The following is a 20,606-nucleotide window of genomic DNA, read 5'->3' on the forward strand; positions in this document are numbered from 1 at the left end:
TTATGGAAAATATGTAGAAAGGACGAATTCTATGCTTAGTATAGAAAAGGCAAAACACCTTTTAAAAGAACAAAATATACGTCTTACACCACAACGACTAGAATTAATGAACATACTTTCTCAAGAAAACAAACATTGGACAGTAGATGAAATATATAAGTTACTAAATGAGAAAATGCCTTCTGTAAGTATTACAACTGTTTATAATAACATTCATTTATTTGCTGAACTGAATTTAGTAAAAGAAATTCAATTTGGTGAAGGGCTTAGCAAATATGAATGGAAAAAATCCGACCATTATCATATCGTATGTAGTGAATGTCAAGAAATCGTTGATATTTGGTATCCAACATTAAAGGAGGTCGAGGTATTTGCAAAATCTATCTCTAAATTCAATATCACATCCCATAACCTCCAATTCTATGGAATTTGTGAACACTGTCAAAGCGAATAGAATAACTGAACCTAGCATTTGTCTAGAATGTAAGCAACCAATTAAAAAATTAAAACATTCCATTATTTGTGGATGTGGCAGCCGTTTAAGACATGATGCAATGAAAAGATAAATGATAAATCATAGATTACGCCTAATATATATTTAGTTACTTCTCCGAATAAGGGTTGTTTTCCGTTACAGGGGGTTCGCTTTTTCGTGGGGCTCGGAGCTTGAGAAACGGTCTGCCATTGTCATGCTGGGTCTCATCTGTTTCGCAAATCCCAAAGGAGTCTCCCCCTTCCACTTCAAACAACTGCGTAGAAAAATAAAGTTTTTCTAAATTAATTTTTTAACAAGCTGAAACCCATTTAATGATGGGTTTTTTTATTTGAAAAAATGGAACCAAACTAAAAGAGTAACCATATAATGTCTATACAATACATCTATACAAAAAGGGGACATTCTTGTGGGGGTTGTTGATACGGAAAAATGGTTAGATGAACACTTCTCTGATCCAGTTACTATTTGTCATAACTTCAAAAAAGATTTTGATGATGATAAACCGCAAAATATTTATCAATATTTATCTAGTTTTGGTATGTATAAGCCCACAAGAAGAACAAAATTAATCTATGAGCAGCTAAAAGCGGGTAAAATATGGGGGAAAATAGATCGCCTTTTCAATAAATATAAAAAGAGGTGGAATGGTCCAGATATTCCTGTTTATATATTTCCCTTTCAAGCTTCATGGGGAGAGAAGGAGAATAAATCAGGTGTATCATTTCCGAATCAGCTCTTTCTTTTTATAGGAGACATAAAGGATGATAAAGAGCTAGAAGCATTATTTATACATGAATATCATCATGTATGTAGAATCCATGCTCAAAAGAAAAGCATAGAAGAATATACGTTGTTAGATTCCATTATAATGGAAGGGCTAGCGGAATTAGCTGTAAGAGAGAATTGTGGAGAAACCTATAATGCAACATGGTGTCATTTATATGAACCAGAAGAAATGAAGAAATATTGGGAAGAGAAAGTAAAGGAACATATGAATATAAAAAAAACAGAAAAGAAGCATGACGAATTATTATATGGTTTTGCTCGGAATCCAAGTATGATTGGATATTGCATAGGATATTATTTAGTAACTACTTTTCATGCAAAGAGAAAGTTATCAGAACAACAGTATTTCACTGTGAAAAGTAATTATTTTGTTTCTTAGTTGACTAGCTAAGGGAAGTCTAGTTAGTCCTTTTTCTTTCCTATATAAGTCATTTGTTAGAAAGTTTGTACATATGATAGAACTATCAATGATTTATAGAAGGGCAATGTACAAGTTGGTTTAGGGCATATCAAAAATAACCTGCTAAAATAGGAATAAATTAACTACTACTTGCCCATACTGATTGACAAACAGAAATTGAAGTGAGGGATAAAATATGCAGTATCTTCATGATGTTTGGGTAAATTGGTTTGAAGGAGAAGAAAACGGCTATAATGTTTGTCACTTTCATGAATGGAGAAAAGACGATGGAGTAGAGTTATTGGACCAGGTTCCACTTCTGAAAGTAGACTCTTGTCTTTATAATTACATAGAAAATGATTTAGCAGAATTGCCAAGACAATTATTAGAAGAGATTTTTCAAAAAGCATATCTTCGTAAAAATCATGAAAGAGTTCAATTAGATTATTGTTTTGTAGTTTCAGATGGAGTAGGTATATTAGTAGTTGATACAATAGGATATTCTGTTCCGATACGAAAAAGTCGCATGATTCCAAGACAAGAACAATTAGCCTATGAATTATTAGAAAATCAAGAAACCATTCATTATTACTTTAAAGGAAACGATGAGAAGGAATTTCATATTTTATCTCCAGAACCATATGTAATGAATGGATTGACCAGAAAAGAAAGACAGCTAAAGCAATTATTGTTTATGGCTCTTGATCAATTAAACTCGTCGGAAAACGTTGCGGAAGTGCGTTATTGGTATACAGAGTGGAGTCCTGAGCGGTACTTTGAAATTCAACATCTAAACTTTGAACATGTTTGGAATGAGCTTTACGAAAGTACCAAATATGGATGGTCAAGCAAGCATGAGAAATTCTGTGAAAATATTATTAAAGGGCAGCCATTTTTTGAAAAGCTATGGGAAATGGAGCATGGCCCAAAGGTCAATTAACGTAATCCGTATAGTAAGAGGGTACTCTAAGATTTGCAAATCTTTAGAGTACCCTCTTTATATTTGGGATGAGGAAAATATATGATTCTCTATTTTTGCTTAGTTCTAAGTTTGAACAAGTTATAACAGCATGAGATAATGAAATAGGGATTTTTTAGCAATTTTTTTAAAGAGAAATAGAAAGTTGTGGCGGTTAATCATTCAGTTGAAGCAGTTAATTAGGAGGAGAAGCCATGCAAAGATATTATTTAACACTGGATATTGGAGGTACTTATATTAAATATGCTTCTATAAATTCAGAAGGGAATATTGGGGAAAAGGGAAAAGTAGAAACACCAAAAAGTCTTGATGAATTGTTTCTGCTTATTGATGAGATATGGGCTACATATAAAGATAAGGTTAATGGAATAGCGATTAGTTGCCCAGGTCGTGTTGATACAAATACGGGTACTGTATATAAAGGTGGGGCACTTCCATATTTAGATGGCACTTCTTTTAAAAAAATTCTTGAGGATAAGTATAATATGCCTTGTGCAGTATGTAATGATGGAAAAGCTGCTGCCTTAGCTGAGCTGTGGTTAGGTCATTTACAATCAATTGAAAATGGAGCTGCAATAGTTTTAGGAACAGGTGTTGGCGGAGGTATAATAGTAAATGGAAGAATTATTCAAGGGGATCATTATCAAGCAGGAGAATTAAGTTTTCTTTTGCGTTCTCCCGAAAGTACTAACACAGATAATTTTATTGGTTTTAGTGGCTCTGCAGTCAACTTTATTCGGAAATCTAGTCAACTTTTAGAACTGGATAAATTGGATGACGGAATAGCTGTTTTTGAAGCAATTAATGAAGGAAATCATGAAGAATTGATAGAGAACTTTACTATCTATTGTAGAGAAATAGTTTTTATCATTCATAATTTACAAGCAATTCTTGATATATCAAAGGTAGTGATCGGAGGTGGAGTTAGTGCGCAACCCATCTTAATCAAGGGTATTCGCGAGCAATATAACCTTTTAAGAAGAAATTCCAAGTTGATAGATCAAACATTTGAGGCAGTGGAGATCGAAGTATGTAAATTTGGAAGTGAAGCCAATTTATTAGGAGCACTTTATCAATTATTAGTACAGCTTAAAATAAAGTGACAGGAGAATATTGAGCGGATGATTTAATGGGTGAATACAAAGTATCCACCCATTAAATCATTCTTATCTTCTTTTTCTTCCTAATCCCATAGCATTTTCCATCTTTTTAACCATTTTGCCAGCTACTAAATTTGCTTTATTAGCACCTTCATCCAAGATGTCGTCAAGCTCAGATGATGCCATTAGTTCTTTGTACTTCGCTTGGATAGGTTCTAATGCTTCAACCACTACATTGGCTAAATCATTTTTGAAGTCCCCATATCCCTTACCTTCATATTTAAGTTCTAAGCTCTCCACGCTTTCTCCTGAAAGAATTGAATAGATAGATAATAAATTAGATACCCCAGGTTTATTTTCTTTATCAAACTTAACGATACCTTCTGAATCAGTAACAGCACTCTTAATCTTTTTAATGATTGTTTTAGGCTCGTCTAGTAAAGTAATAGTCGCTTTTGAATTAGGATCTGATTTACTCATTTTCTTAGTAGGTTCTTGTAATGACATAATTCTTGCTCCAACCTTTGGTATACGAACTTCAGGTATTGTTAATATGTCATTATACTTTTTATTAAATCTATCTGCTAAATTACGTGTTAGCTCTAAATGTTGTTTCTGATCATCCCCGACTGGCACAATATCTGTGCTATATAATAGGATATCTGCTGCCATTAGTGGCGGATAAGTTAAAAGTGCAGAAGAAACTGCTTCTTTTCCAGAGGACTTGTCCTTGAATTGTGTCATTCTCTCTAATTCCCCTATATAAGAAATGCATTGCATCATCCATGCACCTTGAGCATGAGCTGGAACTTCTGATTGAATGAATAAAGTTGCCTTCTTAGGATCTATGCCAACAGCTAAATACAGTGCTGCAAGACTTCTAATATTATTTCTCAGTACAAGTCGGTCTTGCGGTACCGTAATTGCATGCTGATCTACGATGCAAAAGAAACAGTTGAATTCATCTTGAAGCTCTACAAATTGACTTAAAGCTCCAATATAGTTTCCTAATGTAATCGTGCCACTTGGTTGAATTCCAGAAAAAATTGTTTTCATTGTATTACTTCCTCCATTATGTAATCTAAGCCGATTTCGGTATATAGATAAACTTCCTAGTCATTTAACTAATACAAGATCATAAGCTATAGGTTTAAGTATTACCATTTTAACATGTTTTGAAGAAATTCAGAAAAAAATTATGGAAATAAAAGATGTTGTCCTATAGAAACAGTCTGTCTTTATTTCTTCATTATTAACACACTATATAGTTAGATATATAAAGGGGTTTTCGGTTAGGAAAGCTTCAATTCATTTATTGATGGGATATGGTTTATTTAAGCTAATTTAAAGGTGTATATGAAAAACTGTATAGAAGATAAAGGGAAGATTGTCCAAGCAGAAATAGCTTTATAGCATATTCTAAAGAAAGTTAGACATTAATAACAATATTGGTAAATTAGTATCCATGAAGCTAATGACTCTTATTCAAAGGACTACACTTACTTGACAATAAAAAAGATATTTGAATAGGAATGCTCTAATGTATAAGAAGTGAGAAATAGGGAATCAAATAAAAGCATGTATAAACGGTACCTTTTTACAGATCTTGTAACAGGTGAGAAAAGAGGAAGTTTTCATGGAGCTAACGACGAATGGAGGATTATTGTGCACTGGTATGAAAAATTAAAAGACTATTTTCCGATTGAAGAGATGAAATCCAAAGAACACATGGAATCCTTACTAGAGGATTATCCTGAACTATACCATAAGGATGAAGGGCATAATCATGTTATGATGTATGTGGAAGCAGAAGATTTTGTATTTATTGATTACTTATATGTTTCCAACGAATCAAGGGGACAAGGTTTAGGTCATCAATTATTAGAGAAATTAAAAAGAAAGAACAAGCCAATAATATTAGAAGTTGAGCCAGTTCAATATAAAGATAGTGATACGAAGAAAAGGTTGAAATTCTACCGAAGAGAAGGATTTCAACACGCTAAGTCTATTGGATATAGTCGCCGTTCATTAGCAACGAAACAAGTAAATAGCCTTGAAATATTATATTGGGCACCAAATGAGGAAGGTGAAGAGCTCGTTTATGAAGCTCTAGTTAAGACCTATAATAAAATTCATACTTATAAAGATGTCGATTTCTATGGCGAATCATACGAACCAGTAGATAAGGTCGTACAATTAAATGACCAAGAAAATGTAAGAAATATCTTTGATGAACTTTGACCTTTATGAAAGCCGAAAGCTTGTTCTCATCAGTATTTTCATTAAAGAATTCTTAATTGAGAATAGGACATAGGTTTAGGATCATTCTATTGTGGGTATTAAAAAAAATATAGAAAATTATCGAAATATGAAGATAGCTATTTTAGCAGAAATGATAAAAAAATGAAACCTTTTTTCAATTGATACGTCTATATTATTAAGTAATAAAAAATAAGAGAAAAAACGACTTAATTGCATGTTTTTCTATAGTGAAGGAGGATTGGTTGAAGGCGTAAGTTTGTAAAATAATTGATAAAAAACATATAATTAATCTTATTATGTATAAATGTAAAAAGGTATACCAAATACAATAAATTTAGTGTATAATAATTAATATAAATTACTTGATTGAATTAATTACAATGTAAGAATCTAATAGTATCTCAAGTATTTATAATCATTAGTAATTGTAGTTAAATACATGTCTAAATAAAGGGAGCGTGAATTTGTAAAATGGTAACATTATACACTTCACCAAGTTGTACATCCTGCAGAAAAGCAAAAGCATGGTTAGAGGAACATGAAATTGCATATAAAGAGAGAAATATTTTCTCAGAGCCACTTTCTATCGAAGAAATTAAAGAAATTCTTCGAATGACAGAAGATGGTACAGATGAAATTATCTCAACGAGAAGTAAGACGTTTCAAAAATTAAATGTTAATTTAGAAACAATGCCTCTACAAGATTTATTTGGCATTATTCAAAATAATCCAGGACTCCTAAGACGTCCGATTATCATTGATGAGAAACGACTTCAAGTTGGTTATAACGAAGATGAGATTCGTCGTTTCTTACCTAGGAAGGTTCGTACTTTCCAACTAAGAGAAGCTCAACGTTTAGTAAACTAATACTTAATAATAAAAAAGATCTGACTAAACCAACCCAAAACTTGTTTGGAAGAGTTTTAGTCAGGTCTTTTCTTATATATGGTGTAAAATAGATAAGCATAGCAGGGATTGCGTAAGATTGTTTGAAATAATTTCTAAGAGGTAATACTACTAAATATTACTTTAATCGAATATGGTATTATAAAGAGAAAATAGCCTTGTCCTTCCTTTACCTTGCTACCTATTGAATAGGGGTTAGAAGCACTTTAAAGTACTAAGGAATCTATGCTTTATTATTACTTTTACAAAAGGGTATGAAAACACCCTATATTTTGTATAGGCATATAATGGTTTTTTCTTTTCCCAGTATCTTTTAATTCCATTTATGCCACTTTTGTCATAAAATATAAAGTACAAGGTACAATATCAGGAAAAGTAAAATTTTTGCTCATTATTTTATCATTTAAAACAAATCTGTATGGGGGTCTTTTGTCCCTTCCATCATAGCTTGAAGGGAGTGTAAGAGTATGGAAATTGAAAGAATTAATGATCATACAGTAAAGTTTTATATTTCATATATGGATATAGAAGAACGTGGATTCAAACGCGAAGAGATTTGGTATAATCGCGAACGTAGTGAAGAATTGTTTTGGGAAATGATGGATGAAGTTCACCAGGAAGAAGACTTTATGTTAGACGGACCTTTGTGGATTCAAGTTCAAGCCCTAGAAAAAGGACTGGAAATATTAGTTACGAGAGCTCAATTGTCTAAAGATGGACAAAAATTCGAGATCTCTATTCCAGAAGATAAGTTAAAAGATCTTCCGCTAGATGATAGGCTAGAAGACTTAATGGATCAACACTTTACCATTAAAGATGGTGAGGAAGAATTTGATGAAAGCTTAGAGTTCGTTTTAACCTTTAAAGACTTTGAGGATATTATCTCATTATCTAAGTTACATGGTTTAGAAGATGTTGATACAAAGCTATATAGCTATCAAAACAAGTATTATTTATTTGTTCAATTCTTAGACGAAGAAATCCCTGAAGAGGAAGTAGAAAATGCATTAAGTATCCTTTTAGAATATGGTCAAGAAGCTCAAGTTACTATACATGTTCTAGAGGAGTACGGAAATCTCATTATTCAGGATGAAGTCTTTATGGCATTAAGAAAGTACTTTCAATAAGAAGTAACATCATGATCATTATTGGCTCTATTTTACAAGTAAATAATTCCTTCAGCTGAAACTCTACAATCGTATGAAAATTCATTGTAGAGTTTTTTCATTCTCTATAATAGCATGCTTATTTTATGGACTGGTGGGTAAATATATAATATCTGATATATAAAGAAGAACTAGGAATGGGAGAATGAAGTATGAATCATACTGCAAGGTTGGGGATATTTTTGGCTGTTGCAGCCCTTTTTGTTTATGTATTCAATTTATTTATATCTGTAAGAGGAGGGCTATACGGACAATTAAGTTTAATTATTAGTTTGTCTGTTATTTTTATTGGTTTTGTTATCTTTTTTGAAAATAGACATCCGACCCAAACATTAACCTGGTTAGTTGTCCTAGGATCTTTTCCAATAGTGGGTTTTATTTTTTATTTGCTGTTTGGAAGAAATTATCGTAAAGAAAGAATCTATAGAAAAAAGTACTTTTTAGATAAAGAAGCTTTTTTAAAGCTTGAACAAGAAATTAAAATTGGGACAGATCGCAAGTTTCAAACCTTGAATGCCCATCAGCAAAATTTATTTCGACTAGCGGAAAAGCTAGGGAATAGTCCTATCTCTTTTGGCACCAATACAAAAATTTTAACAGATGGTGATGAGACTTTTTCGGTCATTTTAGAAGAGCTAGAGAAAGCGCAGCATCATATACATATGCAATATTATATTATGAGGCATGACCGTATTGGTCAAGATATAAAGAAAATACTCATAGCTAAGGCGAAATCAGGTGTCCATGTAAGAGTTCTGTACGATGCAGTGGGCTCCTGGCAACTATCCAAGAAATACATAGCTGAACTGAAAGAAGCAGGAGTAGAGGTAGTAGCATTCGGTCCTGTTAAACTTCCTTTTTTAAATAGTAAATTTAACTTTAGAAATCACCGGAAAATTATTGTCATTGATAGTACAGTAGGCTTTGTTGGTGGGCTTAATATTGGTGATGAGTATTTGGGGAGAAATGAGTCAATTGGCTATTGGAGAGACACTCATTTATATGTGAGAGGAGAAGCTGTTCGATCTTTACAATTGATCTTCCTTCAAGATTGGTACTATATGACGAATGATAGCTTTCTTGAAGTAGATTATTTATCACCTATTACTGTAGAAGATACTCATGGCGGTGTGCAATTAATTGCAGGAGGACCAGATAATGAGTGGAGTGTTATTAAAAGTATATTTTTTAGTATGATCACTTCTGCTACCGAAAGTATTTGGATTGCTACTCCTTATTTCATTCCAGATGAAGATATTTTCTCTGCTATTAAGATTGCTTCTTTAAGTGGGATTGATGTGAGAATACTTGTACCTAATAAGCCTGATAAACGTATTGTATTTCATGCTTCTAGATCCTACTTTCCTGAATTGCTTGAAGCGGGAGTGAAAATTTATGAATACAATAGGGGATTTATGCACAGTAAAATCATCATTGTTGATGGTGAGATTGCTTCTATAGGAACATGTAATATGGATATGAGAAGCTTTCATCTGAACTTTGAAGTTAGTGCCTTCTTATTTAAGACAAGAAGTACTCAAAAATTAGTGGAAGATTTTCAAGAAGATATAAAATACTCCATAGAATTAGCATCAGACTCATTTCAAAAAAGGCATGTAGGCTTTAAAATACTAGAATCTACTTCTAGATTATTATCTCCACTACTATGATTAGAAAAAGGACTGATGAAAATCAGTTCAGGCTGTCGAGAAACCCCTCTATGGAGTAGGGAGAATATAAAGTTGTATATTTAAACACCCTGCTGAATAGGGGGATGATTTACGTTACAGGGGTTCGCTTTCCGTGGGGCTCGCGCTGAGCCGCGGTCTGCCTTTGGCCTGCAGGGTCTCAGCTATCTCGCAGATCCCACAGGAGTCTCACCCCTTCCATTACAATCATCTGGATAAAAATTCTATTTCATCTTTCTAAATTCCTTTTTCTACAAGCTGGACTGATGAAAATCAGTTCTTTTTAAAATGGCTTTAAATCCTTAGATAGGTCAAAAAGACTATTGAGTTTTTATTAAGTTTAAGTAGTTAGCAGGAAATAAACGATAATAGGAGAATAATTGGTTATGTTAATATCAGCACATAAGGAGGAGGTACAATGTTCACAGCATTAAGAGAAGATGGAACGATGCTTAATCTTCTTACTATACAAGATAAAGATTCCTTGCAATTGATACGGCGTTCGTCTTTTTTTTGTCCAGAATGTGAGGGGAAATTATTGCTGAAAATGGGGGATAAGAAAACGCCCCATTTCGCACATGAAAATCGGCATTTATGTACAGGTAGTGGTGAATCAGAATCAACGTATCATTTAGAAGGGAAAATGGATTTGTTTAAAAAGGTACAAGCGCTAGGGTTGAAACCGGAGCTAGAGCCATTCTATCCAGAGATAAAACAGCGGGCAGATGTTGGATTTTGCTATAAAAATATTCACTATGTTATTGAATTTCAATGTGCCATTATATCAGCTAAGCATTTTATCAAACGTACGGAAGGATATAAGAAATTAAATATTACACCTATTTGGATCTTAGGGTTTAAAAATTTCAAGAAATGGGCTCCTTTAAAGATGAAATGGTCTTCTTTTATTTTTCTTTTCTTAAATAATTACAAAGAACATTTTATACTCACCGCTTATTGTCCACATCAAAAAAGGTGTTACTTCCATGTTAATCCCCATCCGATTACACTTTCTCAATCCTTTCTAACAAGTTTTCAACTTCCGCTTTCTCAATTAGAAAAATGGCAGGATAGTATCCTCGCTCCTAATAAATGGTATATAACTCATTGGAGAGAAAGCATTCATCAACAAAAAAATTTCCACTTACATTACCTCACTAAACAAAATCAACTCTTTCTAAAGGAAATCTACGGTTTAGGTTTACATCCACATTTTTTCCCTCCCTTTATTGGAATCCCTTTACTTAATGGACTACTATTGGAGACACCTCCAATCTTCTGGCAAAGCTATATTTTTATAGATACATTTTTTTCTACTAAAAAGAATAAAATATATCCTCTTCAGAAAATTTATGAAGTATTCCATGCAAGAATAATAAAGGGAGATATTAAGTTAAGATTATTACCTTTGCTCCCTTCGAAAGACTGGAAATGGGCAATAAAAGAATACTTACAAATACTAATAACACTAAGCATACTTGAAGAGGTGAAGGAAGGGTTTTACCGGTTAATAAAGAAGATAGATATGGTGAATAATTATAAAGCTCAAGGAGAAATAGAAAAAAAGTTTTATGATCAATTAAAAAGTATAAATTTAAAGGGTGAAACGATTTGTAATGACATATTATAGTTATGTGAAAGAATAGATTTCCTTAAATACTTGGGTTAGGTAAAAGAATAATAGGTAGAAGTTTAGATTTTTTTAAATCATCGGATAGTTCAGAGTTAATTAGGAGTAAAGACGAAGGAAATTTGATAGAATAAGAAGGATTTATTATATAAACAGCGAATAAAGTATAAAGCGTTTCGCTAAGCGAAATAAAGAGTGGAGGATAAAAGATGACAGCAGAAACAGGAGTGAAAAAATTACCTTTACGTAATGAACTTCCGGTAGAAGATACTTGGAGATTAGAAGATATCTTTGCTTCAGATGAAGAATGGGATAAAGAATTTGAAGATGTTAAGAAGCTTTCAAGAAAAGCAGCTAGCTATCAAGGGAAATTAGGAAATGATGCAAACACGTTGTTTGAGGCTTTAACGTATCAGGATGAATTATTATCTAGGCTAGGTAGGTTATATACATATGCGCATATGCGTTATGATCAAGATACTACGAACAGTTATTATCAAGGTGTAGATGGAAGAATAAAGAGCCTCTATGCACAGGCTGCTAGTGAACTAGCTTATATGGTTCCAGAAATCCTATCTGTAGATGAAGCAGTAATTAACGGTTTTCTTCAAGAGAAAGAGGAATTAAAGCTATATAAAAAAGCGCTTGAAGAAATTAATTTGCAAAGACCCCATGTTTTAAGTGCTGAGCAAGAGGCATTACTTGCACAAGCTTCAGAAGTGCTGGATTCTTCTAGTAATACATTTGGAATGCTTAATAATGCAGATCTTGAGTTCCCAAGTATTAAAGATGAAAATGGAGAAGATGTGGAAGTAACGCATGGAAGATATACTCGATTCTTAGAAAGCTCTGATCAAAGAGTTAGACATGATGCCTTTAAAGCGATGTATGGAACTTATGGGAAATTTAAAAATACTTTTTCTTCTACATTAAGTGGAGAAGTGAAGAACCATACTTTTAATGCAAAGGTGAGAAACTATAATTCACCAAGACATGCTGCTCTTTCTGCAAATAATATTCCGGAAAAAGTCTATGAAAATCTTGTAGAAACCATTAATGAAAACTTACCTTTATTACACCGTTATGTAAAGCTGCGTAAGGAAGTACTAGGGCTAGAAGAGCTTCATATGTATGACTTATATACACCATTAGTAAGTGATGTGAAGATGGAAGTTACTTATGAGGAAGCGAAAGACTATGTGGTGAAAGGATTAGCTCCACTTGGTGAAGAATACGAAGCAATTTTAAAAGAAGGCTTTGAGAATCGTTGGGTAGATGTGCAGGAGAACAAAGGAAAAAGAAGTGGTGCATATTCTTCTGGAGCTTACGGAACTAATCCGTATATCTTAATGAATTGGCAAGATAATGTAAATAACCTGTTTACACTAGCACATGAATTTGGACATTCCGTTCATAGTTATTACACAAGAAAATCACAACCTTATGCATATGGGAATTATTCCATCTTTGTGGCAGAAGTTGCGTCAACATGTAATGAGGCACTGCTAAATGATTATTTACTAAAAACAATTACAGATAAGCAAAAACGTCTGTACTTATTAAATCATTTCTTAGAAGGATTTAGAGGTACTGTATTCCGTCAAACTATGTTTGCTGAATTCGAACAGTTAATTCATGAAAAGGCAAGTAATAATGAGCCATTAACAGCAGAAACACTTACAACAGAGTACTATGCTTTAAACAAAAAGTATTTTGGGGAAGAGGATGTTATCATCGATGAGGAAATCGGATTAGAATGGTCAAGAATTCCCCACTTCTACTATAATTTCTACGTGTATCAGTACGCTACAGGGTATAGTGCTGCAACAGCCTTGAGTAAGCAAATTCTTGAAGAAGGAGGATCTGCAGTAGAACGATACATTAATTTCTTAAAGGCAGGAAGTTCAGATTATCCGATTGAAGTCTTGAAAAAAGCTGGTGTCGATATGACAAGTAAAGAACCAATCCAAGAAGCATGTAAAGTATTTGAAGAAAAGCTTAACGAAATGGAAAGCTTATTAAAGGAATTAAAATAAGAAGGAAAGAGTAAGGAGTTTAAATGCTTCTTACTCTTTTTTAAATATGACGATTTTGTGAACAAAAGCACATGTATATTGCTATTAACCATTTCTGTATGGTATTATTTAGTTGTGAAGTTAATCACAAACAAACTTATACCCCTTTGTTTGACCGTGAAAAATTTCTCCCATCCCCTTTGTTCGTAAAATAAAAAAAGGCCTTGCCTTGAGACAGCAAGCCCTTTTTTTATTCTATTATTTTATAACTTTCCTCTAATCGTTAGAAGAAAAAAATAGACATGGCCAACTATCATCTAGTATGCCATATCTTCCGCTACTCATCCTATATATTTCCAAAACATTCCATGCTTTGCAGGTATTTGTTCTACTAATTGTCGTAATTGCAATTTCTTCATTTCTTTTTCTATTTCGTAAATAGACTTATTATAAACAACAGATAATTCCTTTGATGCAACAAACTGAAAACATGCTAAAAAGGTTTCAATTGGTGGAGGATCTGATTTTTGCGGTTGAACTTGTAGCATTTCCTCGATAATCTGAACATACACTTCGTATGGATAATAACCAGTTACTTTTATCCCTTCTTCTTCAATATTCTCATTAAAGAAAACGAGTGTCGGAACCTCTGTTACTTCCATCTCTCTAGTGATTTTTAAATCACATTGAAAAGCTTTTGCAGCAATATCTGAATGAATATCTGTTACAAATTCAATTACATCGAGTCCAGTTGTATCTGCACATGTTTTTAAAACTTCAAAAGATGAAATATTCTGCTTCTCTAAAAATAACACTTCTTGCAATTTTCTTAGAAACCTCATTCCATATTTTCGCCCTTGTAATTCAGCAGCTTTTAACGCAATTGAAGGAAGATGGGGTGATACAATGGGATTATCAAGCCACAATGATCCATCACAAGACATACCAGTTTTAAAGGCTGTTTTTTCCCAAAAATCCGCCAAATTAGCAAGATTTTTTTTACTACTGCAATTTAAAGAAGATAATCTACCACTAAGTACATGTTTAAGGGAAAAATACTTGCCATATTCAATCTGTAGCTTTTTCATAATGGGCTCAAGCGCCCAACACTCTGGACATAGAGGGTCAATAAACATATAAATCTCAAGCGGTTTGCTTTGTTGGCAAAGTTCATCGGCTGTTTTCGGGTAAGATATAGAAAAGTCTTTTTCCATCATGTTATATCACCTTTTTTTGTTTCAATTTCCTCCGAATTAATCATGTGATTTGCTGTCAACGCAAGTCTTGAAAAGATTCCTTCTTTTAAATTGCTATCTAGTTCTACTTCATCCATAGCTTGCTTCATACAAGAAAGCCATGCATCAGCATGTTTTTGAGTAATTTCAAAGGGCAAGTGTCTCGCTCTTAGCATGGGATGACCATGTTCATTTGTATAAAGAGCAGGTCCACCTAGAAATTGGGTAAGGAATTGCTTCTGCTTCCGTGCAGTTTCTGTTAAATCTTCTGGAAAAAGAGGAGCTAAGTCTGGGTGTTGACCTACGAGATCATAGAATCTATCTACAAGTTCATTTAACGTGTTTTCCCCGATAAGATCAAATGGCGTCGACATTTTCTCGACCATAATTTAAACTCCTTTATGTCAGATATATTGTATTATTGGCATGATTATATTGATAGTATTTAATCATATTGTAACAATCGACATAACAATGTACAAATAAATAGCTTATAAAGGCTGTAGTTGCCTATGCTAGATAATTTTGTGTCACTTTTTTTACATAGTTCTGTGTTTCTTTGAAAGGAGGAATTCCGCCATATTTGTCCACATGACCAGGTCCAGCATTGTATGCTGCTAATGCAAGCTCCACATTTCCATCATATTTAGATAGCATTTGTTTTAAGTATTTAGCTCCACCCATTATATTGTCTGTTGGATTGAAGACATTAGTTACCCCTAATGATTTAGCAGTTTTAGGCATTAACTGCATTAATCCAGAAGCTCCTGCGTAGCTTGTAGCATTTGCATTGAAGTTAGATTCAACCTTGATTACAGAGCTAATTAGCTTTTCTGGTATTTGATATTTTTCAGCAGCAGCTTTTATAATGTCACTATATTCAGATGGTGTAGAGGAAGTTGATGATAATTTTGTTAAACTTAAAGGCAATAGAGATACATTGTTATTTAAACTAGTAGAAGAAATAGTAGAAGAACCAAGTGTATTTGCTTCAATGGAATTAGTTAAACCTGTACTAGTATTGGACAATAAATCGCCTAATAGTTCTTGGAAAAGACTTGATGTATTATTTGAAGTACCACTAGTACTACCAAGATTAAGACTTTGCAAAGCTTGGAGTTCAAGCATTACTTTTAATTGATCAATCTTCATTGCTGTCCTCCGTGTACATAAATTTAAGCAATAAAGGGTTATGTTGTACAATCACTTTATTGCTTTAATAAAATATTTATTATAGTTGTTTATATTTTTCTTCATAAAATCTACGAACTTTATTTTTCGTTTCTCTAGTAGGGATATTTAAACTCTTTAGCAGTTGTTTAAAATCAGCTTGACCAGAAAAATGATCACTTACCTCATATTCTACCTCATAATCTTCCTTTTTTAAATAAAAACTATGATCTAAAACGAGTAAACTATTTCCAATTTGTTTTTCAGCACGTATCGTTTTTAAACTTCCAAAATAAAGAATAGAAGAAGGATTCACGTTCATTTGATTCAAAAGGGAGGAAACTTGGTTATCTTTTATGATACTAGTTTTAAATATTTCTTCACATTCTTCTTTCGACAGTTTCACGTTTGTTTCCAATAATCCGTCTTGATAAGGTTGCTTTAAGGTTAGCTCGTAAAAGGTATCCTTTTGTCGAATTCGGAGAGCCGAATTTTTTTCCTTTAACGCAAAATCAATAGTGTCAAAATAGTGGTTTTCCTGTTCAAAGAAATCCTTCTCTTTAAAACCAAAGTGACTAATAAGTAATTCATATTCTTCCTTCGTTAACATGTTTTTAAATTCTATTTCTATATTTTGAGACATAATGTAATCCTTTCTACGTTTCCTTTGTTTCATTATATGTTTTTTCTCTTCAACAATCTATCTACAAAGTTTTACGAGTAATAGAAAAGAACTTTGTTGCTTGAAAACAGAGGATGTTAGCCTATCACTGACGTTTTTCTTCTTCCTATTTTTAGGACAAAACACTAGCTCATTTGCCTTACGCTTTTCTAGGATAAATTGGTTGTTTGTGTTAAAATGGGCTTAGCTGGAGGTTGGAACATGAAGAAAATATGGCAGATTATTGGATCAGAAAAAATGGAAAATAAAGTGGTATTACATGTACCAAATAGTGTGAATCTAGAAGAGGTTTCTGCTTGTGGACAAATGTTGGTGGATTCTGATTCTATAGGATTTATATACTTACTAGAAAAAGAAAATGAATATGTTTATACATTAATCCCCAAGTCTATTTGGCATGATTGTAAAGGTGGATTAGAAGCACAAAGTACTTTTATACTAACTAACGGAGAAACTAATATAGAGCTGGTTCAATTTCAAGAGGAACTGGAATATTTAGTTGAAAATATAAAAGGAAATGGAAATTATGGAGATGAAATGGTAAAAGAAGTGGAAGCGATATTTCTCTAATACATACATAATGATCTCTTTTTTGGAGAATGGAGAATGTCTTTTAAATGGGGTGTACGAACATGAAGCAATGGGATCAATTTTTAGCTCCCTATAAGCAAGCTGTAGATGAACTTAAAGTAAAGCTTAAAGGAATGCGAAGTCAATTCTTTCAAGAAGATGAGCACTCTCCGATAGAATTTGTAACAGGAAGAGTTAAGCCGATTGCTAGTATTCTTGACAAAGCAAATGAAAAAGGGATTCCTTTAGATAAATTAGAAACAGAAATGCAAGATATTGCAGGTCTTCGTATGATGTGTCCATTTGTGGACGATATTATTAGGGTAGTTGAAGTATTAAGAAAAAGAAAAGATTTTGAGATTGTGGAAGAAAGAGACTACATCTTACATAGAAAAGAAAGTGGATATCGCTCTTATCATGTTGTTATTACATATCCAGTTCAAACGATTAATGGAGAGAAGAAGTTATTAATGGAAATCCAAATCAGAACGCTTGCTATGAACTTTTGGGCAACTATTGAACATTCTCTTAATTATAAATATAAAGGTCAATTCCCAGAGGATATTAAAATGAGATTACAAGGTGCAGCAGAAGCAGCGTTTAGATTAGATCAGGAAATGTCCTTAATTAGAGGCGAGATACAAGAAGCACAGGCATTTTTTAATCGTAAGAAAGAGATTGATAAAAAATAAGTAAGTTATTCTTATCAACAAGCTTCATACTACATTTCTAAAAAGAGGATAGGAGCTACTAACTAATGAAATTTGCGATAACCTCAAAAGGTGATACTAAATCAGAAAACCTAGTGCAAGTAATGAAACAATATTTACTTGATTTTGATATTGAATATAACGAGGAAGAGCCTGATATTGTCATTTCTGTAGGTGGAGACGGTACCCTTCTTTATGCCTTTCATCGCTATAGTAATCGTTTAGATAAAACCGCTTTTGTTGGTATGCATACTGGTCACCTTGGTTTTTATGCTGATTGGACACCTGATGAATTAGAAAAGTTAGTGATTGCTGTTGCAAAAACACCATACAGTACAATTGAATATCCTCTACTTGAGGTTATTGTTCGTTATCAAAATGAAGAAAAAGAAACAAGATATCTTGCGCTTAATGAATCAGCGGTAAAAAGTATGGAAGGTACATTCGTGATGGATGTGGAGATAAGAGGAGAGCATTTTGAACGATTTAGAGGAGATGGCTTATGTGTGTCCACTCCGTCTGGTAGTACTGCCTATAATAAGGCATTGGGTGGTGCTATTGTGCATCCATCTATAGAGGCTATTCAGCTTGCGGAAATGGCATCTATCAATAATCGAGTTTTTCGTACAGTGGGATCTCCTCTAATTCTTCCAAAACATCATACTTGTGTATTAAGGCCAGTTAACGAGCCGAACTTTCAGATAACAATCGATCATTTGAATTTGCTACATAAAAAAGTTAAATCCATTGAATTTCGAGTAGCAGAGGAAAAGATTCGTTTTGCACGATATCGCTTGTTCCCTTTTTGGAAGCGAGTTCATGATTCTTTTATTTCTGAGTAAGTAAGGAGAGATGTTTTGGGCTTTACGTTAGACTGGAATATTCGAGAAGAAGTTGCTGTGACGATAAAGGAATTTTTAAAGAATCATAAAATTTCAAAGTCTGCTTTAACAGATATTAAGTTTAAAGGAGGTAGAATTACGGTAAATGGGTTGGAGCAAAATGTTAAATATAAGTTAAATAAAGGCGACCACCTAGCTGTGATTTTTCCACCTGAAAAACCTAGTGAAGGCCTCATTCCTGAATCTATTCCTTTACCAATTGTATATGAAGATGATTTTTTACTTATTGTTAAAAAAGTACCTGGAATGAATACAATTCCCTCTAGAGAACATCCAAAGGGGAGCTTGGCAAATGCATTAGTAGGCTATTATCAAGCCAAAAGAATAGAGGCAACTATACATATTGTTACAAGGCTTGATCGAGATACTTCAGGACTTGTGTTAATTGCTAAACACCGCCATATTCATCATTTGCTTAGTGGACAGCAAAAGACAGGTGACGTGAAAAGAAAATATCTTGCTTTTGCAGAAGGTACCATGAAACCAGAGAGTGGTACGATAAATGAGCCAATTGGAAGATGTGTGGATAGTATTATTCAGAGAGAAGTACGAGAAGATGGAAAAAATGCGATAACACACTATAGAGTTTTGACTAGTAAAGCTGCTTTTTCTATAGTAGAGCTATCGTTAGAAACAGGTAGAACTCATCAAATTAGGGTTCATTTATCGCATTTAGGTCATCCTCTTTTAGGAGATGATTTATACGGAGGAAGTAGAAAGTTAATTAGCAGACAAGCTCTTCACTGCTATTTTCTCTCCTTTACACATCCAATTACCGATAAAAAAATGGCTTTCTCAATAGACCTACCAGATGATTTAGAAAAGGTGATAGAAGAAGAGGAAAGAAGCTAGTGTTACTAGGCTTCCTTCCTCTTTTGTGTAGCTAGTTAACATTATGCAAACTGAAAGTAGTGGTGCAAGGAAATTAAATGTTGATATTCACTGACTCTGAAAAGGTACGGAATTTTTCTTTTACATAAGGCATGGTGGATGGGACTGAATAAATGGTCATTTCTGGATAGCGTAGTGCTGATAATTTACCACCAAATACTGCACCAGTATCGATATTATAGGTACGGTTGATATGTCTTACTTCGGAAACGGGAGTGTGCCCGTAGACAATAATTGGTTTACCCTGATAATCTTTCGACCAGTCTTTTCTTACAGGTGAACCGTCGTTATGTTTTTCTCCTGTAATATCTCCGTATAATACAAAGGTTTTAACTTTATCATTTACTTTCCCAATTAATTCTTCCTTAATTCCTGCATGGGCAATGATTAGCTTTTGCTCATCTAGTTGTTGATATAATGGAGCATTTTCGTATAATTCCCTAAACTGTTTGCTTACTCTAGCTTGCTCTTTTTTATTTAATGCTTTATATTCTGCCACAGTTGTTTCAAGTCCATGTGTAATTTGCACTTTTCTTCCGATAAAATAGCGATATAATTTATTACAATGATTTCCTGGAACATAATAGGCTTTTTTCTGTTGCACTAACTGATATACTATCTCTATAACTTTTAATGACTCAGGACCTCTATCTGTTAAATCACCAACAAAAGCTAATTGATGATTATCAGGATGTATAGGAATTCCTTGTTCCCATACATAACCTAGTGTATGGGTTAAGTGCTCAAACTCTTTATAGCATCCATGGATATCTCCAATAATATCTATCTTCATAATAACCTCCTTAGCAAATGACACATACTTACTATATCCAAAATCTCTAACAAATTGTTTTAAGGTATTTTTTATTTTTATCCTTTGTTTATTTTTATAAACAAATAATGTTTATGAAAAGACAACTTAATAATTCTTTGTTACTATAGGGAAATATATATAAGGAGGAGGGGAGTAAGCGGAAAGAAGAGTTAGAAGCTCCATTCTTTACAAAATGAAACAAGA

General features: G+C 33.2%; 20 protein-coding genes. 14 read left to right on the top strand and 6 right to left on the bottom strand.

Features of this window, described 5'->3' with window-relative positions:
* Positions 1-31: 31 nt before the first annotated feature.
* The 4 genes from F9279_RS14915 (at position 32) to F9279_RS14930 (ending at position 3,764) form a co-directional block, all read left to right on the top strand.
* On the top strand, positions 32-454 hold the full coding sequence (locus tag F9279_RS14915) for a Fur family transcriptional regulator (RefSeq protein ID WP_193224591.1): 423 nt from the start codon (positions 32-34) through the stop codon (positions 452-454).
* A gap of 448 nt (positions 455-902) precedes the next feature.
* Complete coding sequence (locus F9279_RS14920) at positions 903-1,661, top strand: DUF2268 domain-containing protein (protein WP_152114410.1); 759 nt, start codon at positions 903-905, stop codon at positions 1,659-1,661.
* A gap of 217 nt (positions 1,662-1,878) precedes the next feature.
* The gene (locus tag F9279_RS14925) at positions 1,879-2,622 is read left to right on the top strand and encodes a YjbA family protein (protein WP_152114412.1); all 744 of its coding nucleotides are present in this window, start codon (positions 1,879-1,881) and stop codon (positions 2,620-2,622) included.
* Positions 2,623-2,855: 233 nt separating this feature from the next.
* On the top strand, positions 2,856-3,764 hold the full coding sequence (locus F9279_RS14930; RefSeq protein WP_152114415.1) for an ROK family protein: 909 nt from the start codon (positions 2,856-2,858) through the stop codon (positions 3,762-3,764).
* A gap of 63 nt (positions 3,765-3,827) precedes the next feature.
* Here the strand turns inward: F9279_RS14930 and trpS are convergent, their stop codons facing one another.
* Positions 3,828-4,817 (bottom strand): tryptophan--tRNA ligase, encoded by a 990-nt coding sequence (gene trpS / locus F9279_RS14935; RefSeq protein ID WP_152114417.1) that lies wholly within the window; start codon positions 4,815-4,817, stop codon positions 3,828-3,830.
* 609 nt (positions 4,818-5,426) lie between these two features.
* Here trpS and F9279_RS14940 point away from each other — a divergent pair.
* The 6 genes from F9279_RS14940 to pepF all read left to right on the top strand — a co-directional run bounded on the left by F9279_RS14940 (position 5,427) and on the right by pepF (position 13,449).
* Positions 5,427-6,002: a GNAT family N-acetyltransferase gene (locus tag F9279_RS14940; protein ID WP_152114582.1), complete on the top strand. Its 576-nt coding sequence runs from the start codon at positions 5,427-5,429 to the stop codon at positions 6,000-6,002.
* Positions 6,003-6,494: 492 nt separating this feature from the next.
* Positions 6,495-6,890, top strand: coding sequence for a transcriptional regulator SpxA (spxA, locus tag F9279_RS14945; protein WP_016204317.1), 396 nt, complete (start codon positions 6,495-6,497; stop codon positions 6,888-6,890).
* A 506-nt stretch (positions 6,891-7,396) separates the two neighbouring features.
* Complete coding sequence (gene mecA / locus F9279_RS14950) at positions 7,397-8,056, top strand: adaptor protein MecA (RefSeq protein WP_152114418.1); 660 nt, start codon at positions 7,397-7,399, stop codon at positions 8,054-8,056.
* Between the two features lie 191 nt (positions 8,057-8,247).
* On the top strand, positions 8,248-9,765 hold the full coding sequence (gene cls / locus F9279_RS14955; protein ID WP_152114420.1) for a cardiolipin synthase: 1,518 nt from the start codon (positions 8,248-8,250) through the stop codon (positions 9,763-9,765).
* A gap of 436 nt (positions 9,766-10,201) precedes the next feature.
* Complete coding sequence (locus F9279_RS14960) at positions 10,202-11,413, top strand: competence protein CoiA (protein WP_152114422.1); 1,212 nt, start codon at positions 10,202-10,204, stop codon at positions 11,411-11,413.
* 209 nt (positions 11,414-11,622) lie between these two features.
* Positions 11,623-13,449, top strand: a complete 1,827-nt coding sequence (gene pepF, locus F9279_RS14965) for an oligoendopeptidase F (RefSeq protein ID WP_152114424.1) — start codon at positions 11,623-11,625, stop codon at positions 13,447-13,449.
* Positions 13,450-13,769: 320 nt separating this feature from the next.
* On the opposite strand, the gene F9279_RS14970 is transcribed toward pepF, so the two are convergent.
* The 4 genes from F9279_RS14970 to F9279_RS14985 form a co-directional block, all read right to left on the bottom strand.
* A complete protein-coding gene (locus F9279_RS14970; RefSeq protein WP_152114584.1) occupies positions 13,770-14,642 on the bottom strand; it encodes a ClpXP adapter SpxH family protein in 873 nt (290 codons plus the stop codon).
* Positions 14,642-15,049, bottom strand: coding sequence for a globin (locus F9279_RS14975; protein WP_152114426.1), 408 nt, complete (start codon positions 15,047-15,049; stop codon positions 14,642-14,644). The genes F9279_RS14970 and F9279_RS14975 overlap by 1 nt, the downstream gene beginning before the upstream one ends.
* 124 nt (positions 15,050-15,173) lie before the next feature.
* Positions 15,174-15,815 carry a lytic transglycosylase domain-containing protein gene (locus F9279_RS14980; protein ID WP_152114428.1) on the bottom strand — a complete coding sequence of 214 codons (642 nt, stop codon included), beginning with the start codon at positions 15,813-15,815 and terminating at the stop codon, positions 15,174-15,176.
* Between the two features lie 79 nt (positions 15,816-15,894).
* A complete protein-coding gene (locus F9279_RS14985) occupies positions 15,895-16,476 on the bottom strand; it encodes a CYTH domain-containing protein (RefSeq protein WP_152114587.1) in 582 nt (193 codons plus the stop codon).
* A 240-nt stretch (positions 16,477-16,716) separates the two neighbouring features.
* Here F9279_RS14985 and F9279_RS14990 point away from each other — a divergent pair, with 240 nt between their 5' ends.
* The 4 genes from F9279_RS14990 (at position 16,717) to F9279_RS15005 (ending at position 19,549) form a co-directional block, all read left to right on the top strand.
* Positions 16,717-17,085 (top strand): hypothetical protein, encoded by a 369-nt coding sequence (locus F9279_RS14990; protein WP_152114430.1) that lies wholly within the window; start codon positions 16,717-16,719, stop codon positions 17,083-17,085.
* A gap of 62 nt (positions 17,086-17,147) precedes the next feature.
* The gene (locus F9279_RS14995; RefSeq protein WP_152114432.1) at positions 17,148-17,777 is read left to right on the top strand and encodes a GTP pyrophosphokinase family protein; all 630 of its coding nucleotides are present in this window, start codon (positions 17,148-17,150) and stop codon (positions 17,775-17,777) included.
* 65 nt (positions 17,778-17,842) lie between these two features.
* Complete coding sequence (locus F9279_RS15000) at positions 17,843-18,637, top strand: NAD kinase (protein ID WP_152114434.1); 795 nt, start codon at positions 17,843-17,845, stop codon at positions 18,635-18,637.
* A gap of 15 nt (positions 18,638-18,652) precedes the next feature.
* Complete coding sequence (locus F9279_RS15005) at positions 18,653-19,549, top strand: RluA family pseudouridine synthase (RefSeq protein ID WP_152114436.1); 897 nt, start codon at positions 18,653-18,655, stop codon at positions 19,547-19,549.
* A gap of 73 nt (positions 19,550-19,622) precedes the next feature.
* On the opposite strand, the gene prpE is transcribed toward F9279_RS15005, so the two are convergent.
* Positions 19,623-20,381, bottom strand: coding sequence for a bis(5'-nucleosyl)-tetraphosphatase PrpE (gene prpE / locus F9279_RS15010; protein ID WP_152114438.1), 759 nt, complete (start codon positions 20,379-20,381; stop codon positions 19,623-19,625).
* Positions 20,382-20,606: the final 225 nt, after the last annotated feature.

This window comes from Bacillus sp. B1-b2 (assembly GCF_009183415.1).
Lineage (GTDB): Bacteria > Bacillota > Bacilli > Bacillales > Cytobacillaceae > Niallia.

Excerpts from the sequence above, each read along its gene's own strand:
- F9279_RS14915 (WP_193224591.1), top strand. The coding sequence starts at position 32 with ATGCTTAGTATAGAAAAGGCAAAACACCTTTTAAAAGAACAAAATATA.
- F9279_RS14925 (WP_152114412.1), top strand. The coding sequence starts at position 1,879 with ATGCAGTATCTTCATGATGTTTGGGTAAATTGGTTTGAAGGAGAAGAA.
- F9279_RS14930 (WP_152114415.1), top strand. The coding sequence starts at position 2,856 with ATGCAAAGATATTATTTAACACTGGATATTGGAGGTACTTATATTAAA.
- trpS (WP_152114417.1), bottom strand. The coding sequence starts at position 4,817 with ATGAAAACAATTTTTTCTGGAATTCAACCAAGTGGCACGATTACATTA.
- spxA (WP_016204317.1), top strand. The coding sequence starts at position 6,495 with ATGGTAACATTATACACTTCACCAAGTTGTACATCCTGCAGAAAAGCA.
- mecA (WP_152114418.1), top strand. The coding sequence starts at position 7,397 with ATGGAAATTGAAAGAATTAATGATCATACAGTAAAGTTTTATATTTCA.
- cls (WP_152114420.1), top strand. The coding sequence starts at position 8,248 with ATGAATCATACTGCAAGGTTGGGGATATTTTTGGCTGTTGCAGCCCTT.
- F9279_RS14960 (WP_152114422.1), top strand. The coding sequence starts at position 10,202 with ATGTTCACAGCATTAAGAGAAGATGGAACGATGCTTAATCTTCTTACT.
- pepF (WP_152114424.1), top strand. The coding sequence starts at position 11,623 with ATGACAGCAGAAACAGGAGTGAAAAAATTACCTTTACGTAATGAACTT.
- F9279_RS14970 (WP_152114584.1), bottom strand. The coding sequence starts at position 14,642 with ATGGAAAAAGACTTTTCTATATCTTACCCGAAAACAGCCGATGAACTT.
- F9279_RS14975 (WP_152114426.1), bottom strand. The coding sequence starts at position 15,049 with ATGGTCGAGAAAATGTCGACGCCATTTGATCTTATCGGGGAAAACACG.
- F9279_RS14980 (WP_152114428.1), bottom strand. The coding sequence starts at position 15,815 with ATGAAGATTGATCAATTAAAAGTAATGCTTGAACTCCAAGCTTTGCAA.
- F9279_RS14985 (WP_152114587.1), bottom strand. The coding sequence starts at position 16,476 with ATGTCTCAAAATATAGAAATAGAATTTAAAAACATGTTAACGAAGGAA.
- F9279_RS14990 (WP_152114430.1), top strand. The coding sequence starts at position 16,717 with ATGAAGAAAATATGGCAGATTATTGGATCAGAAAAAATGGAAAATAAA.
- F9279_RS14995 (WP_152114432.1), top strand. The coding sequence starts at position 17,148 with ATGAAGCAATGGGATCAATTTTTAGCTCCCTATAAGCAAGCTGTAGAT.
- F9279_RS15000 (WP_152114434.1), top strand. The coding sequence starts at position 17,843 with ATGAAATTTGCGATAACCTCAAAAGGTGATACTAAATCAGAAAACCTA.
- prpE (WP_152114438.1), bottom strand. The coding sequence starts at position 20,381 with ATGAAGATAGATATTATTGGAGATATCCATGGATGCTATAAAGAGTTT.